Below are 14,467 nucleotides of genomic sequence, written 5' to 3'. Positions count from 1 at the left end.
ATTTATTTCCCCATTTTGTTGCTCTGATGCCGCTGCCCTAGCTCAGCGACACGTTTAAATATGCCGGTTAAAGTGTTCGGATCCGGCACCCCACGCTCACCACGTAGCCGATCAAATTCAGTCGTTACGGTTCGCGGAGGTAATCGGGCAGGCTGCTGTGGTAAGGTGCCATTCCGTTCACGCTGTAGCCATTTGTGATAAGTTTTTTCAAACAGCCGCTTGGATTTTTCCTGACTCAATGTCCGCGTATCAAACTCACATTCATTACGAACTAACCGTTCCAGACGGCTTTGTGGTGCGCGTTGCGTCATCATGCGCTGATAAGCCGACAGCCATGCATTATCATCCAGACACCAGGCGCAAAATTTCCCCGGTCCGGGAATAAAATCAGATGGGTTCGCCCGGGCCATCCGCAAACCGCGCTGCACTTGCACCATGGTATTCACCCCTTGTTCCATCATCGCTTTGACGTAGTTCAGTTTGAGAGTTTCATATTCCTGTTCACTTCGGATTGAAGCTCGCCAACCCGGATGAATCCCCCGTAACTCACGTAAAATCATGTTGACGATCTGCGCGGCAAAAGTATCCGGAGACTGCTGCTCTGCGGAAGTTGCACCATCAGCCGACAAAATTTTCAGTTCATGCTGGATTGCTTCATAGGTTATTGGTTTCATCATCGATTCCTCACCGGTGTACTGAATCAGTTATGTCGTTCGGAAACAGATGTAACGCATCGATCCAACCGGTATCTTCGTCATCAGGCTCCCAGTTGCGGGGTGAATGTCCCGCAGTCACGTTCTCGTTCACATACCGGGCTTGGGAGAGGTAACCCGGAAATTTGTTCATATTGAACAGCGTGGACGGGCGCAGATACTGGCGCATTCGGGCATCATTTCCCCACTCTCGAACTTTGTGATCTATCACAGCCATCAGTTCCTGAACTGAAAAATCTTCCTGCAGACGAGCCATGATTAAACCGGCTGTCTGGCCTTTGGGCTGAAAGCGTGTTTGTGCCATTTTATTCAGATGAAAAACAACAGCTTGCATGCCTTTCTGATTGGGTTGCGCAGTCAAAACAGAGGTCTCTTTTGCAACCGGCCGTGCAAGGATCAATAATTGATCATTCCGTTTTTGTTTTGGATCCGTCCTTACTTGTGTCGTCTGAGCCGGATCTGGTTCAGCCAGATCTGGCTTATCCGTTTCAGAGCAAGGAACAGCATGAATTACCTCATCCGGATAAACCGTTTTTGGTTCATCAAAAACAATGTATTCAATCTCTCCGCTGGCGTGCTTTTGGGTCATCACATAACCGACTTGCCGCAGCTCTTTCAAAATGGCATAGACGCCATCCCGGCCGGTTTTCTTCGCAGATCCTTGTGTCACATTTGCTAAATGAGCCGGGCTGACCTGCCAGTGATCCGGTTTCGATAGCAGATAAGTCAACATCCCCATCGCCTGAAAGGATAAATGTCCCTCCTGAAAAATATGATTGCCGACCAACGTAAAACACTGATCCCGTTTGGCCCGTCTAATACTCATCAATCCACCTTTCAACCGCCGAAATATCACGTCTTTGCCATACTGAAAAACGGGTAAGGATCCAACGCCTCACCACAATTTTGATAGCCATAGTAAGAAAACTTTCATTCAGTGTAAATATAATGACGTAATAAAATTTTCTTTATTTGTGTAAAAATCATTACAAAAGAGCTGTATACTTGAATTGAAAAGGGCTATGATGAGGACTCTGAATGCGAACACCGGTCAGGGTTCTAACAAGAAACAACCAGTTGAGGATATCCCGTCATCACGGGGATTGTGATTTATGATTGTTGAATTAGGCGAACGGCTCAAAGCCAGACGAGAAAGTTTAGGGCTCACCCAAGACATGCTGACAGCCCGGGTGAAAGAGATAGATTCATCACTGAGTCTGAACCGAATTACGATCAGCCAGATCGAAAACGGCATTCAGTCAAGTATGAAAGATCGCTTATTACTGGCAATGTCTAAAGCATTAGGATGTTCACCGGAATGGATCGTATACGGAACCAATTCTGCCAATGCCGATCACTCCGACTCATCGTCGCAGGCAAACGTCAGCAACGGTCCTTCGGTCTCAACCATGTGTCCGGTGATTTCTTGGGTAAAAGCCGGCGATTTTTCTGAAGCCGTGACGCCGTACGCACCTGACGAATACGAATATTATCCTTGCCCGGTGCATAGTGGCCCCGGTACTTATATTCTTCGGGTTCGGGGAGACTCAATGGAACCCCGGTTTGAGGAAAACGATCTGATCTTTATTGATCCGAACCTGGTCGAGCCAGAACACAACAAGTTTGTCATTGCAATGCTGACCGATTCGGCAGAAGCTACATTCAAGCAGATACAAGTGATTGATAATAAGAAATATCTGAAGGCACTCAATCCTTCCTATCCTCCGGAGCTGCGTTTTTTATCGATTAATGGCAACTGTCAGATCATCGGGACAGTGATTGCCCATATGAAGCCCATTTAGATAATCGTTAGATAATCAATCGTAAAAAAAGGGGAGCTTCACGCTCCCCCTCTTCAGTTCAAACAACAAGTCTGTTACAGAATCATCCCACCGAAGATAAATCCGAATGTCACTGCTGAAGCAATGGTTACAACTCCCGGAATGAAGAAAGGATGGTTAAAGACGTAGCTACCTATTCGAGTTGACCCGGTATCATCCATCTCCACTGCCGCCAATAATGTCGGATAGGTTGGCAACACAAAGAGTGCACTGACCGCAGCAAAAGAAGCGACCGCAGTTAACGGAGCAACCCCGATAGCCAATGCAGCCGGCATCAATGCCGTCGTCGTCGCACCTTGAGAGTAAAGAAGCATTGACGCAAAGAATAACGTAATTGCCAGCATCCACGGATATTGTTCAAGAATATGTGCAGATAATTCTTTAATTTCGTTGATATGACCGGAAACGAAGGTATCACCTAACCAAGCCACCCCAAGTACACAGACACAGGCACTCATCCCGGATTTAAATGTTGAAACCGAGCTGATTTTTGAAGCATCCACTTTGGTAAACAAAATGATTGCTGTTGCTGCCATCAGCATAATCGCCATAATCGCTTGGTTGCGACCGATTGCAGGGTCAGTAATCAAACCTACCGCCTTACTAATCATTGTTGCATAAGCAACCACAGCAACGATCGCAATGACGAAGATATAAACCGACGTCTTCGCAGACGGTAGAATCTCACGTTTGGTCGCACCACGAACTTTAATCAGACCTTTTGCCAGACGTTCTTGATAAACCGGATCATCTTCCAGATCTTTGCCTAAGAAATTCGCCACAAAAGCACCGACCATACAAGCCGCAAACGTGGTTGGAATACAAACAGCCAGCAGCATCAGATAACCGACGCCTAATGGTTCAAGAATCCCGGAGAAAAATACCACCGCTGCAGAAATCGGGGATGCCGTAATCGCAATTTGAGAAGCAACCACCGCAATAGACAGAGGACGTGACGGTCTGACTTTTTGCTCTTTCGCCACTTCAGCGATAACCGGCAAGGTTGAAAATGCCGTATGACCAGTGCCCGCCAAGAGTGTCATCATAAAAGTTACGATAGGCGCGTAAAAGGTAATTTGTTTCGGATTTTTTCTTAAAAACTTTTCTGCCAGATCAACCAGCCAGTCCATACCACCGGCAACTTGCATCGCTGCAATTGCAGTAATCACGGACATAATGATTAAAATAACATCGACCGGGATGGTACCAGCGTGCATACCCAATCCCATTGTCAAAATGATGACACCTGCCCCACCGGCAAATCCAATGCCGATACCGCCAATTCTGGCGCCGAGAAAAATGAAGAGCAGGACAATAAACAGCTCTACTGCTACCATGATGATACCTCGTTAAGTTATTGTATTTTAATTAATAATTTTTATTCCAATATCGAATAATGACTTAGTGGGGCAATTGATAGCAGATCCATTGCAAGCACCCTCTCACAAACTAAAATCCCTTACGTCTCAACCATTCAATAAAGACTTTAATTTACGAATTCCGTCTTGCTTTTTGTTACAGGAAGTCAAACGATAGATAACTTCCTTATCACAAAAATATATTTATGAAATCAATATTTTTCCTAAATTTACAAATAAAAAACACGCAACATTTACATTTGAAACAATTGATAATTTGAAGCAATCGATTGAACTTTAATTATTTCCTATAGATAAAATAGATGACTTAAATTGATAACTCTTATTATTGTTTCATATTCAGTGACAATAGAAAAAACGAAAGGAGGCTTGCTCGGTTAACCTGATTGAGGGAGACGGATAGATAAAAATGGGAAACATCTCTCATATTAATCATCAAGAATCCTTAGTTTATTATGTCGGAAATCATGCAATGATTACCTGTCACTAAAATATAAGAATCCTTTCTGAACAAAGATTAGTTTAAAAATCCATCCTGATTTTGAGTTTCATCATACCGTACCAACGCAAAAATAACAGTACTTAGATCACCTTTTTGGTGCATGTTATTATTGACCAAAAAATAAATAAATAAAAATTGATCTAAATAAAATAATCAACATATTAAAGAAATCTGACACAACAAATGTTGTGCCAGATATAAATGAGTAAATTGATTTTAATCAATTAGCCGTTGCGATAAATATAACTATAGGCATTAATTGCAGGGACACCGCCCAAGTGTGCATATAATACTTTAGAACCTTTCGGAAAGAATCCCTTGCGCGTCAGATCAATTAAACCCTGCATCGATTTTCCTTCGTAAACCGGATCAGTCATCATCCCTTCCGTACGAGCGGCAATTCGAATCGCATCATTAGTTTCATCAGAAGGAACGCCATAAGCCGGATAAGCATAGTCATCCATAATGATGATATCTTCTGCAGTGATTTCCTGACCCAGTTCGACTAAATCAGCCGTATGCCGTGCAATACGCAAAACCTGCTCATGGTTTTTCTCCGGCGTACCTGAAGCATCAATGCCAATGACTTTCTGCGCCCGACCATCTGCCGCAAAACCGACCACCATTCCGGCCATTGTCGAACCAGTCACGGTACACACGACGATATAATCGAATTTGATGCCCATTTCGGCTTCTTGTTCACGAACTTCTTCGGCAAACCGGACATACCCCAGCCCACCGTATGGATGCTCAGATGCTCCGGCAGGAATCGGATATGGCACACCGCCTTTGGCTTTCACATCTTCGATCGCATTTTCCCAACTTTCGCGAATCCCGATATCAAACCCTTCATCGACAAGCTCAATCTCAGCCCCCATCACCCGACTCATCAGGATATTCCCCACACGATCATAGACCGCATCCTGAAATGGCACCCAGCTTTCCTGAACCAGCCGACATTTCATGCCGATTTTCGCAGCCGTCGCGGCCACCAGACGGGTGTGGTTTGACTGCACGCCACCGATGGTGACTAACGTATCCGCGCCACTGGCAAGCGCCTCAGGGACAATATATTCCAGTTTACGAATTTTGTTACCGCCAAAAGCCAGCCCACAATTGCAATCTTCCCGCTTGGCATAAATTTCAACTTCGCCCCCCAGAAACTCACTCAGGCGGCTGAGCTTTTCAATCGGGGTCGGACCAAAATTAAGCGGATAGCGTTTAAACTTTTCCAATTTCATGACAGATTTCCTTTTATACGATGACCAGTCCAATCAATCCTGTTTGAAAGGATATGCATTTAGATTACTCAATCCGAAATGAAATGTGCTTTCGATTTATTATCATTTTTTTAATAAATATTTTACAAAAATGTAGTAAATAGATATTTTATAAAAAATATTCTCATTAAAATGAAAGATAATTTCATGAATCAATCACTTGATCGCATCGATCTGAAACTGCTGCGCCTGCTACAGCAGGACGGCAGAGCGAGTAATGCCGTACTGGCAGAAAGAACCAATATTAGTCCGGCAACGTGTCACCGCCGCATCGAACGCCTGTTCAAACAAGGGACCATTCAGTCAGTCAGAGCAGAAATTAATCCGCAGGATATTGATTTGGGAACGCTGGTCACTGTCGGTGTGGTGCTGGATCGCTCGACTCCGGAAAGCTTTGCCGAATTTGAGGCGGCAATTGTTCGCCTGCCTGTCATCATTGACTGCCAGTTAGTTGCAGGTGAATTTGACTATTTTCTCCGGGTCAGGGTGCAAGATATGGCAGATTTCAACCAACTTCATGCCAATCAGTTGATCGCCCTGCCCGGTGTGCGACAGATCCGAACTTTCTTTGTCATGAAAGAAGTCATTCACCATGCTCCGTTACGATTCTAACTCATGGAATTTGCAGTCATGATTAAAGGATATTGCATCGCAGTACAGCAAAACCTTGATCATGACTCGGTGGATACGAGAGCAGTACAGCGGTTGCTCCTATTGATAATTGCCTGAGAGGCAAAAATAAAGCATAAAAAAACGGAGCATCACAGCCCCGTTTCTCTTTATTCAACCAACATATAATGTGTCAACCAACATACAATGTGACAATCTCAGAAGTGCAGTTGAATCACTGACACAACAATACAGCCAGGACGTCTTACGCCTTCAATCTCAACCCGGATTTCCCGCTCGATTTCCAACCCTTTACGCACCGGTGTTACTTTGGTCAGAATACTTTTCGCCCGGACACGATCACCCGATTTCACCGGATACGGAAAGCGGATCTGATTCAGACCGACATTCACAACCATTTTGGCGGTCGGAAATAACGGAACCTCCGGATTCACGCTATCAGTCAGTTTCGGCAATAATGCCAAGGTCAGAAAACCATGCGCAATGGTTGTCTTAAACGGTGATTCTACTGATGCCCGCTCGGGATCAGTATGAATCCACTGAGTATCCTCAGTCACAGAACCAAATTGATTAATCCGGTCTTGGTCAATGTGCAACCAATCCCCAACATGGATTACTTCACCAATTTTTTCCCGTAGCTCTTCATACAAAGCCTGAGCTTCGGGGGTTAACTTCAGCGATTCTTGATCGAATTTTGCAGGCTCACGCTTTAACGCTACATTCTCTGCATCATTCGGCAGGCTAACCTCTTCATTCACCGCTGGCTGATGAAAATCTCTGATCCACGAAAACAGGTGAAAATTATTGGTTTTTGTCAGCAATTCTTCCCAATACTCGCGCATCGCCGGCGGCATCTTCTGCATCAGTTCTGCATGCTGCTTGCTTAATATTTCACCACGTTGTTTGAACAGTTCGACGACTTTCATCTCAACTCCTTGCTTCATTATTATGAAGTCTGTAACGGCCTGATTTTGAACCACTTCACATAAAGGTGCAAATACTTTCGGGCGTACATGCGTTAACTGAACACTGTTTTTTATATATTTTTCATTAAGTTACGAATAAAACGCCATTTTATTAGAACGAGAGCTCACCACTGGTATGATCTCTCTGCATTCATGATGTCCATTGGTTTCAAATGAACACCATTGCTATTTTTCAGCTTATAAATCAATGTAATAGAAATTTAATATTGCCCTGCCCGGTGTAACGCACGAAAAGCGGTGAAAAAACGACCAGCCTCTGTATTACATACAAAATCAGTGCCATCATGCACAGAAACCTCAATCATTTTATCCATTCGCCATCTCCTACACTTCCCCCATCGTTTCTACCTATCACAGATATCGGTCCGACAGATGGAATACTTGACTATGCTCAGTAGACAATCAAATAAATTTAAATGATAATTATTATCATATAGAAGTTTCAATCAGACCTAAGGTGGCGATTGTATGAAAAAATATTTAATGACCTCATTTTACTGCGCTTTAATGCTGTTACCCTGCATCGCTTGGGCGAAATTTAAGGTCGTAACAACATTTACCATTATTCAGGATATGGCACAGAACATCGCCGGTGATGCAGCTGAGGTTGTCTCACTGACTAAACCCGGTGCAGAAATTCATAACTATCAGCCCACCCCGAAAGATATTATCAAAGCGCAGTCCGCAGATCTGGTGTTGTGGAATGGCCTCAATCTGGAGCAGTGGTTCCAACGTTTTTTCTCCAATGTAAAAGACGTGCCTTCCGTTGTGGTCAGCGACGGCATTCAACCGCTCTCGATCTATACCGGCCCCTATAAAAATAAACCCAACCCTCATGCATGGATGTCGCCGCAAAATGCATTGATCTATGTAGAAAATATTCGTCAGGCACTGGTGAAATACGATCCGGCTCATGCAGCAACATACAATCACAATGCCCGGGCCTATCAGGAAAAGATCAAACAACTGAGTGACCATATTCGCACGCAACTGACAGCCATCCCTGAAGAAAAACGCTGGCTGGTCACCAGTGAAGGCGCTTTCAGCTATCTGGCAAGAGACTACGGTTTAAAAGAAGCGTTTCTCTGGCCGATTAATGCTGACCAACAAGGGACGCCACAACAAGTGAAAACTTTAATTGATACCATCCATCAGCATCATATTGCGGTGCTGTTCAGTGAAAGCACTATCTCTGACCGTCCCGCCAAACAGGTTGCCAGAGAAACCGGAGCGACTTACGGGGGCGTCCTTTATGTGGATTCTCTTTCGACCCGGGACGGGCCGGTTCCGACTTATCTTGATCTGCTCGAAGTTACCACCGATACCATTGTCAGAGGATTACGATCATGACTCATCAACCTGTCACCCTTGAAGCAACTCAAGTAAGTGTTACTTACAATAATGGTTTCAAAGCAATTCATGATGTCAGCTTCAGTTTACAGGGCGGCACCATCTGTGCGTTGGTCGGTGTGAATGGCGGCGGTAAATCAACGTTATTCAAAAGCATTATGGGATTGGTCAAAACCTCTCAAGGAGAAATTCTCCTCTCTCAGCGCCCGATTCGCCACGCACTCAAACAGAATCAGGTCGCCTATGTCCCGCAAAGTGAAGACATTGACTGGAACTTCCCGATTCTGGTGCGGGATGTGGTGATGCAAGGACGTTACGGTTTCATGAATTTTCTGCGTCGCCCGAGTATCGCGGATAAAGACAAAGTCCGGCAGGCGATGCAACGAATGGGAATTGAAAATCTGGCCAGCCGCCAAATCGGAGAACTCTCCGGCGGGCAAAAAAAACGGGTGTTTCTCGCCCGGGCGCTCGCACAGGAAAGTAAGACAATTCTACTTGATGAACCGTTTACCGGCGTAGACTTTACCACCGAAGAAGCGATTATGAATCTGCTCCGAGAACTCAGAGAAGAAGGTCATCTGATTTTAGTCTCGACGCACAATCTGGGAAATATCCCCGATTACTGCAATGAAGTGGTATTTATCAACCGAACCATTGTTGCCGCCGGCAATATTCAGGATACCTTCACCCAGCAGAACCTGATCGCCACCTTCGGCGGGGTACTGAAGCATGTCGGAATCCTCGGTGAGACGTTGCATCAGGATGAGGATGAACGCGCCGTCACCATTTTCTCAGACCATGAGAAACCAGCCGTTTTTTATGGTAAAGATCAACACAGTGCGACGCTGATCCGGGACGGCCAGCCTCCCGAACAACCGCAGTCAACATCGAGGTAACCGCTATGTTGGAATTACTGCTCGAACCGCTGCACTATCAATATATGCAGCACGCCATTTTAAGTAGTGCTATCGTCGGTGCTGTGTGTGCATTCTTATCCGCGTTTCTGATGCTCAAAGGCTGGTCACTGATTGGTGACGCCCTGTCTCATTCGGTGGTTCCCGGTGTTGCCGGAGCCTATGCACTGGGATTACCTTACTCTGTCGGCGCATTTATCGCAGGCTTTCTGGCTTCAATCGGGATCGCATTACTACGCTCACTCTCCCATTTGAAAGAAGATGCCATTATCGGCTTCATTTTCACCACTTTTTTTGCCGCCGGGCTGCTATTAATCTCACTCAATCCGACGTCGATTAATATTGAAGGGATTATTTTCGGCAGTATCTTAACCGTCAGCCAGTCCGACTTAATGCAAATGCTGATCATTGCCGGCGTGTCATTTGTGCTGCTGACACTGCTGTGGAAAGACCTGATGCTGGTGTTCTTCGATGAAACACAAGCGTCATCCGTGGGTTTATCACCAACCATACTGAAAATCGTGTTTTTTACCATTCTCAGTGCTTGTACGGTTGCATCACTCCAAACTGTCGGGGCGATTCTGGTGATTGCGATGGTGATTACCCCGGGGGCGACCGCATACCTGCTGACAGACCGGTTTGGCCTGTTATTAATCATTGCCATCACACTTGGTTTTGTCACCAGTGCTTTAGGTGCCTATCTCAGTTATTACCTCAATGGTGCAACGGGCGGCACCATTGTCCTGTTGCAAACCGTGATCTTTCTCGGGGCATTTGTTTTTGCCCCCAAATACGGTGTTCTTGCTAACCGGAGAAATGCCAGACACCAAGCCTCCGCTGGTAAGACTAAGACACACACGCACAACACCGTCACACCGGGAGAGGTATAATGGATAATCTCATTCAATGGTTCAGTGAGCCTTTCCAGTTTGAATTTATGCAGCGTGCACTGTGGGCCGGTCTCGCTGTCGGTGCGGTCTGTGCCGTACTCTCTTGCTATCTGGTACTGAAAGGCTGGTCGCTGATGGGCGATGCGATCTCCCATGCAGTATTACCGGGCATCGTCATTGCCTACGCACTGGGTATCGCACTGCCAATCGGCGCATTTATCTCCGGCCTTGCCTGTGCCCTGATGAGTGGTTATATCAAGGAGAATTGCCGGGTCAAAGAAGACACCGTCATGGGGATTGTTTATTCGGGTATGTTTGCGCTGGGTCTGATCCTCTTTACCAAAATAGAAACCGAACAGCACCTGCTACATATCCTGTTCGGCAATATGCTCGGGATTCAGGATTTTGAATTCACTCAGACCGTGGCCTTATCCTTGATTGTATTTGCCATTATCATCATATTCAGGAAAGATTTCTTACTCTATTGCTTTGATCGCAGCCATGCACGGGTCGTCGGATTACCGGTCGGATTGCTCCACTACGGTTTATTAGTGCTATTATCACTGACCATCGTCGCAACCATTCAAGCCGTCGGTGTCATCATGGTGGTCGCAATGCTGGTCGCTCCGGGAATGACCGCTTTTATCCTCACCAAACAATTTGCCCATATGATGTGGATTGCACTGGCTGTCTCACTCAGCTCAATCGTCCTCGGTATTCTGATTAGTTTTCACATCGATGGCGCGACCAGTGCATGTATCGTACTCGTTCAGGCGGCATGTTTTGTCTTGGCTCTCACCTTCTCAAAACTAAAAACCCGGATGACAACACTCAACAAACAGTCACCGGAAACACACACGATCGCATCCCATTAATCTTTGCTCGCATGAGCATCGGGCAGACACAAAAATACCGCCGTCCGGCGGTATTTTCATGCCACGATTCATGACCGAACCATGACCGACAAGTCAATCAGCCGGCCACCCAAAGCAGCACAGCGATCACCTGCGGGGTCAGAATCCTTAAACACATCACTAACGGATAAACCGTTGCATAAGCCAGTGATGAAGCACCACTGGTCGAATGCATCGCATTGGCAAATGCCAGTGCCGGTGGATCGGTCATCGAACCCGCCATGAGCCCGCAAATCGTCAAATAGTTCACTTTACCGAAAAAGCGCGCAAACATACCGACGGTGAGCAGCGGAATCAGCGTAATGACAATCCCGTATCCCATCCACGTCAGCCCTTCACCATCCATAATGGTGGTAAAGAAATCACCACCGGAACTGATACCGACAACGGCCAAGAAAAGCACGATACCAATTTCCCGTAAAGCAAGGTTCGCACTGGGCGGCATAAACCAGTAAAGCCGGCCAATGCTACCGATTCTTGCCAGAATAATGGCAACAATTAACGGGCCTCCGGCAAGCCCCAGCTTCAGCGGCGCCGGTAAATGGGGAAGCTGGAACGGAATCGAGCCGAGTAACACGCCTAAACCGATACCGATAAAAATCGGTAACATCTGCACATGATGTAGCTTACTTGCCGTATTTCCGAGCATTTTGCCGACATATTCAATATCTTCTTTCTGGCCGACAATATACAGAATATCCCCGAATTGCAGCACCGAGTCTTGGCTTGCCACCAACTCCACACCAGCCCGATTCAATCGAGAAATAACCACATTATGTTTATGTTTGAGACTCAGTTCACCCAGATGCTTACCGAGTACTTTTTCGTTGGTAACAACCACTCGATCACTTTTCAGCACAGTGCCTTTGGTTGATAGCGACTCCGATACTTCACGCCCGACAATCAATACCGCTTTGTGCAACAGTTCCTGACGGTCACTGACAAAATGCAGATAATCACCGACATGAAGCGTAGTATCTTCGCCGGGGACGACGAGATTACCCTGCGTTTTCATTCTTGAGCAAACGACCCCCTGCCCAATCAAGGTGACCAATTCAGCAAATTTCATCTGATCCATATTCGGATTTTCGATCATCACATTGACCGATAACAGGTCTTTGCTCTTACCCAGACTGCGGTTGTCATAAGATTCGGCTTCTTTATCGACATTGATTTCGAACACAATCCGGATAATCCACATCGACAGCAAAATCCCGATAATCCCGAACGGATACGCCATCGCATAGCCAAGCCCCAGCATATCGACCTGGCTGTCGATTTCTCCCAGCTCATGCAGAATCTGCTGTCCTGCTGCCAGAGAAGGCGTATTGGTCACTGCCCCGGAGTAGATGCCGAGGAAAATATGCAGCGGGATATTGAAAATAAAATGGAGTATCACGGCCGTCAAACCACCGACAACGACAATACCGGCCGCCAGTCCGTTCAGCTTGAGACCACTGCTTTTCAGAGAGGCAAAGAATCCCGGCCCGACCTGAATCCCGATGGTGTAAACGAACAGGATCAAACCAAATTCTTTAATAAAATGCATAGCATGACTATCAAGGTGCCAGCCAAACTGGTTGATGAAATGCCCGACGAAAATTCCGCCAAACAGCACGCCACCGATACCGAGTCCGACACCTTTGATTTTCAAGCCACCTAACCACAACCCAATCACTGCCACTAAGGACAGGACGAGTATCGAGAGTGCGACTTCGCCCATAGTTATTACTTCCGTTATCAGATTTAAAAAATGAAAAAATTAGATTTATCTGCACTGAATAAAATAGTTTTGAATCGCAAGCGTGCAAAAAATAAACGTTCTGAAATCAGTCTATAACCTTCGATCTGTCCTATTCTTGATAAAGGTTAAAATTTGCAACATTAATCAGTATTCCGGAAAAGGAAGTGTTCAATTTGTGAGGACAATAGGTTCACTAATTCAATTTAATGATTTTTATATGTTTTAAATTTTCATGGCAGGTGGAAAGGCAAGCTTCGAATCACGCAAATATTCACGAACACGATTTATATTCACGGACGCTATTTATATTCACGGACACTGTCCCGAATCACTAGCGTCGGTTCGAGATGAACCACCTGTGCATCGGTCTTGTGTTTATCAAGGCGGTTCACCAACGCCTCAACCGCAGCAGTCCCTAAACGATGCTTTGGCTGGTGGATGGTCGTCAGTGAAGGGGTAATATATTTGGCAATATAGATGTCATCGTAACCGATAATCGACAGATCCTGCGGAATCTGGATGCCCCGGGCATGAGCTTCATTTACCACCCCCATCGCCATCATGTCGTTACCGACAAATATTGCGCTGGGCAACCGACCGCGCTGGCAGATACGCTGAAACGCATCCACACCACCGTCACATTCAAAATTGGATTCCGCGATCCATGCCAGATTAATGGACAGATCTGCGTTAGTCATGGCTTTCTTAAAGCCTTCGTAACGCATATAAGCCTGATGCAGCTTCAGCGGTCCCGTGATACAACCGATCTCTCGATGGCCGCACTCAATCAGATAATTGGTCGCCATAAACCCACCGAGCAGCGAATTATCCTGAATTTTATCGCAGGCAAAATGGACCGGGCCGCGATCCATCACGACAACAGGCACTTCCGGAAAACGGTCAAACGCATCAATATGCTCCCCTTCAAGCGCTGAACACATTAAAATCAGACCATCCACTCGCTTCTCAAGCAAGGTGTTGATCGATTCTCTCATGCGATGGTCATCACCTTCAGTGTTACATAAGATGAGATTGTAACCCTTTTGATAGCAACTCCGCTCAACGCCCTTAACCACTTCACCGAAGAACGGGTTCGTTGAGGTCGTCACCAACATACCGAGCGTTTTGGTTCGATTCATTTTGAGACTACGAGCCAACGCAGAAGGCGAATAATTCATATCTTTTGCCGCCTGACTGACCCGGGCGGCAATTTCATCACTCACATAACGAGTCTTGTTGATCACATGGCTCACCGTGGATGTGGAAACACCGGCACGTTTGGCAATATCTTTCATCGTCGCCATGTGATCTCTCCTTTGTGGTT

General features: G+C 46.0%; 13 protein-coding genes. 6 read left to right on the top strand and 7 right to left on the bottom strand.

Annotated elements, in window-relative coordinates; all coding sequences use genetic code 11:
* Positions 1–2: 2 nt before the first annotated feature.
* A complete protein-coding gene (locus VRK_RS17320; RefSeq protein WP_082671427.1) occupies positions 3–677 on the bottom strand; it encodes a replication protein P in 675 nt (224 codons plus the stop codon).
* 7 nt (positions 678–684) lie between these two features.
* Positions 685–1,539 carry a conserved phage C-terminal domain-containing protein gene (locus VRK_RS17315; RefSeq protein WP_059122537.1) on the bottom strand — a complete coding sequence of 285 codons (855 nt, stop codon included), beginning with the start codon at positions 1,537–1,539 and terminating at the stop codon, positions 685–687.
* Positions 1,540–1,825: 286 nt separating this feature from the next.
* Between VRK_RS17315 and VRK_RS17310 the strand changes: the two genes are divergently transcribed.
* Positions 1,826–2,515 carry a LexA family protein gene (locus tag VRK_RS17310; RefSeq protein ID WP_059122536.1) on the top strand — a complete coding sequence of 230 codons (690 nt, stop codon included), beginning with the start codon at positions 1,826–1,828 and terminating at the stop codon, positions 2,513–2,515.
* A gap of 74 nt (positions 2,516–2,589) precedes the next feature.
* On the opposite strand, the gene VRK_RS17305 is transcribed toward VRK_RS17310, so the two are convergent.
* Entirely contained in the window at positions 2,590–3,891 is a 1,302-nt protein-coding gene (locus VRK_RS17305; RefSeq protein ID WP_059122535.1) for an anaerobic C4-dicarboxylate transporter, read from the bottom strand.
* A 768-nt stretch (positions 3,892–4,659) separates the two neighbouring features.
* Positions 4,660–5,676, bottom strand: a complete 1,017-nt coding sequence (locus tag VRK_RS17300) for a 1-aminocyclopropane-1-carboxylate deaminase (protein WP_059122534.1) — start codon at positions 5,674–5,676, stop codon at positions 4,660–4,662.
* A 186-nt stretch (positions 5,677–5,862) separates the two neighbouring features.
* On the opposite strand from VRK_RS17300, the gene VRK_RS17295 reads away from it, so the two are divergent.
* Positions 5,863–6,327, top strand: a complete 465-nt coding sequence (locus tag VRK_RS17295) for an Lrp/AsnC family transcriptional regulator (protein ID WP_059122533.1) — start codon at positions 5,863–5,865, stop codon at positions 6,325–6,327.
* 215 nt (positions 6,328–6,542) lie between these two features.
* Here the strand turns inward: VRK_RS17295 and VRK_RS17290 are convergent, their stop codons facing one another.
* Entirely contained in the window at positions 6,543–7,271 is a 729-nt protein-coding gene (locus VRK_RS17290; RefSeq protein ID WP_059122532.1) for a MaoC family dehydratase, read from the bottom strand.
* Between the two features lie 528 nt (positions 7,272–7,799).
* On the opposite strand from VRK_RS17290, the gene VRK_RS17285 reads away from it, so the two are divergent.
* Genes VRK_RS17285 through VRK_RS17270 form a run of 4 tightly spaced genes read left to right on the top strand, consistent with a single transcriptional unit; the run spans position 7,800 to position 11,360 of the window.
* Complete coding sequence (locus VRK_RS17285; RefSeq protein WP_059122531.1) at positions 7,800–8,681, top strand: metal ABC transporter substrate-binding protein; 882 nt, start codon at positions 7,800–7,802, stop codon at positions 8,679–8,681.
* Entirely contained in the window at positions 8,678–9,577 is a 900-nt protein-coding gene (locus tag VRK_RS17280) for a metal ABC transporter ATP-binding protein (protein WP_059122530.1), read from the top strand. The genes VRK_RS17285 and VRK_RS17280 overlap by 4 nt, the downstream gene beginning before the upstream one ends.
* A 5-nt stretch (positions 9,578–9,582) precedes the next feature.
* A complete protein-coding gene (locus tag VRK_RS17275; protein ID WP_059122529.1) occupies positions 9,583–10,485 on the top strand; it encodes a metal ABC transporter permease in 903 nt (300 codons plus the stop codon).
* Positions 10,485–11,360: a metal ABC transporter permease gene (locus VRK_RS17270; protein WP_059122528.1), complete on the top strand. Its 876-nt coding sequence runs from the start codon at positions 10,485–10,487 to the stop codon at positions 11,358–11,360. The genes VRK_RS17275 and VRK_RS17270 overlap by 1 nt, the downstream gene beginning before the upstream one ends.
* 97 nt (positions 11,361–11,457) lie before the next feature.
* On the opposite strand, the gene VRK_RS17265 is transcribed toward VRK_RS17270, so the two are convergent.
* Together VRK_RS17265 and VRK_RS17260 are read right to left on the bottom strand one after the other, a co-directional pair.
* Positions 11,458–13,122, bottom strand: a complete 1,665-nt coding sequence (locus VRK_RS17265) for a putative transporter (RefSeq protein WP_059122527.1) — start codon at positions 13,120–13,122, stop codon at positions 11,458–11,460.
* A 320-nt stretch (positions 13,123–13,442) separates the two neighbouring features.
* Positions 13,443–14,447, bottom strand: a complete 1,005-nt coding sequence (locus tag VRK_RS17260; RefSeq protein ID WP_059122526.1) for a substrate-binding domain-containing protein — start codon at positions 14,445–14,447, stop codon at positions 13,443–13,445.
* Between the last annotated feature and the right edge of the window lie 20 nt (positions 14,448–14,467).

Source organism: Vibrio sp. MEBiC08052 (genome assembly GCF_001506075.1).
GTDB lineage: Bacteria > Pseudomonadota > Gammaproteobacteria > Enterobacterales > Vibrionaceae > Vibrio.
The sequence above is the reverse complement of the archived record's forward strand: the minus strand, read 5'-3'. Positions and strand labels throughout refer to the sequence as shown.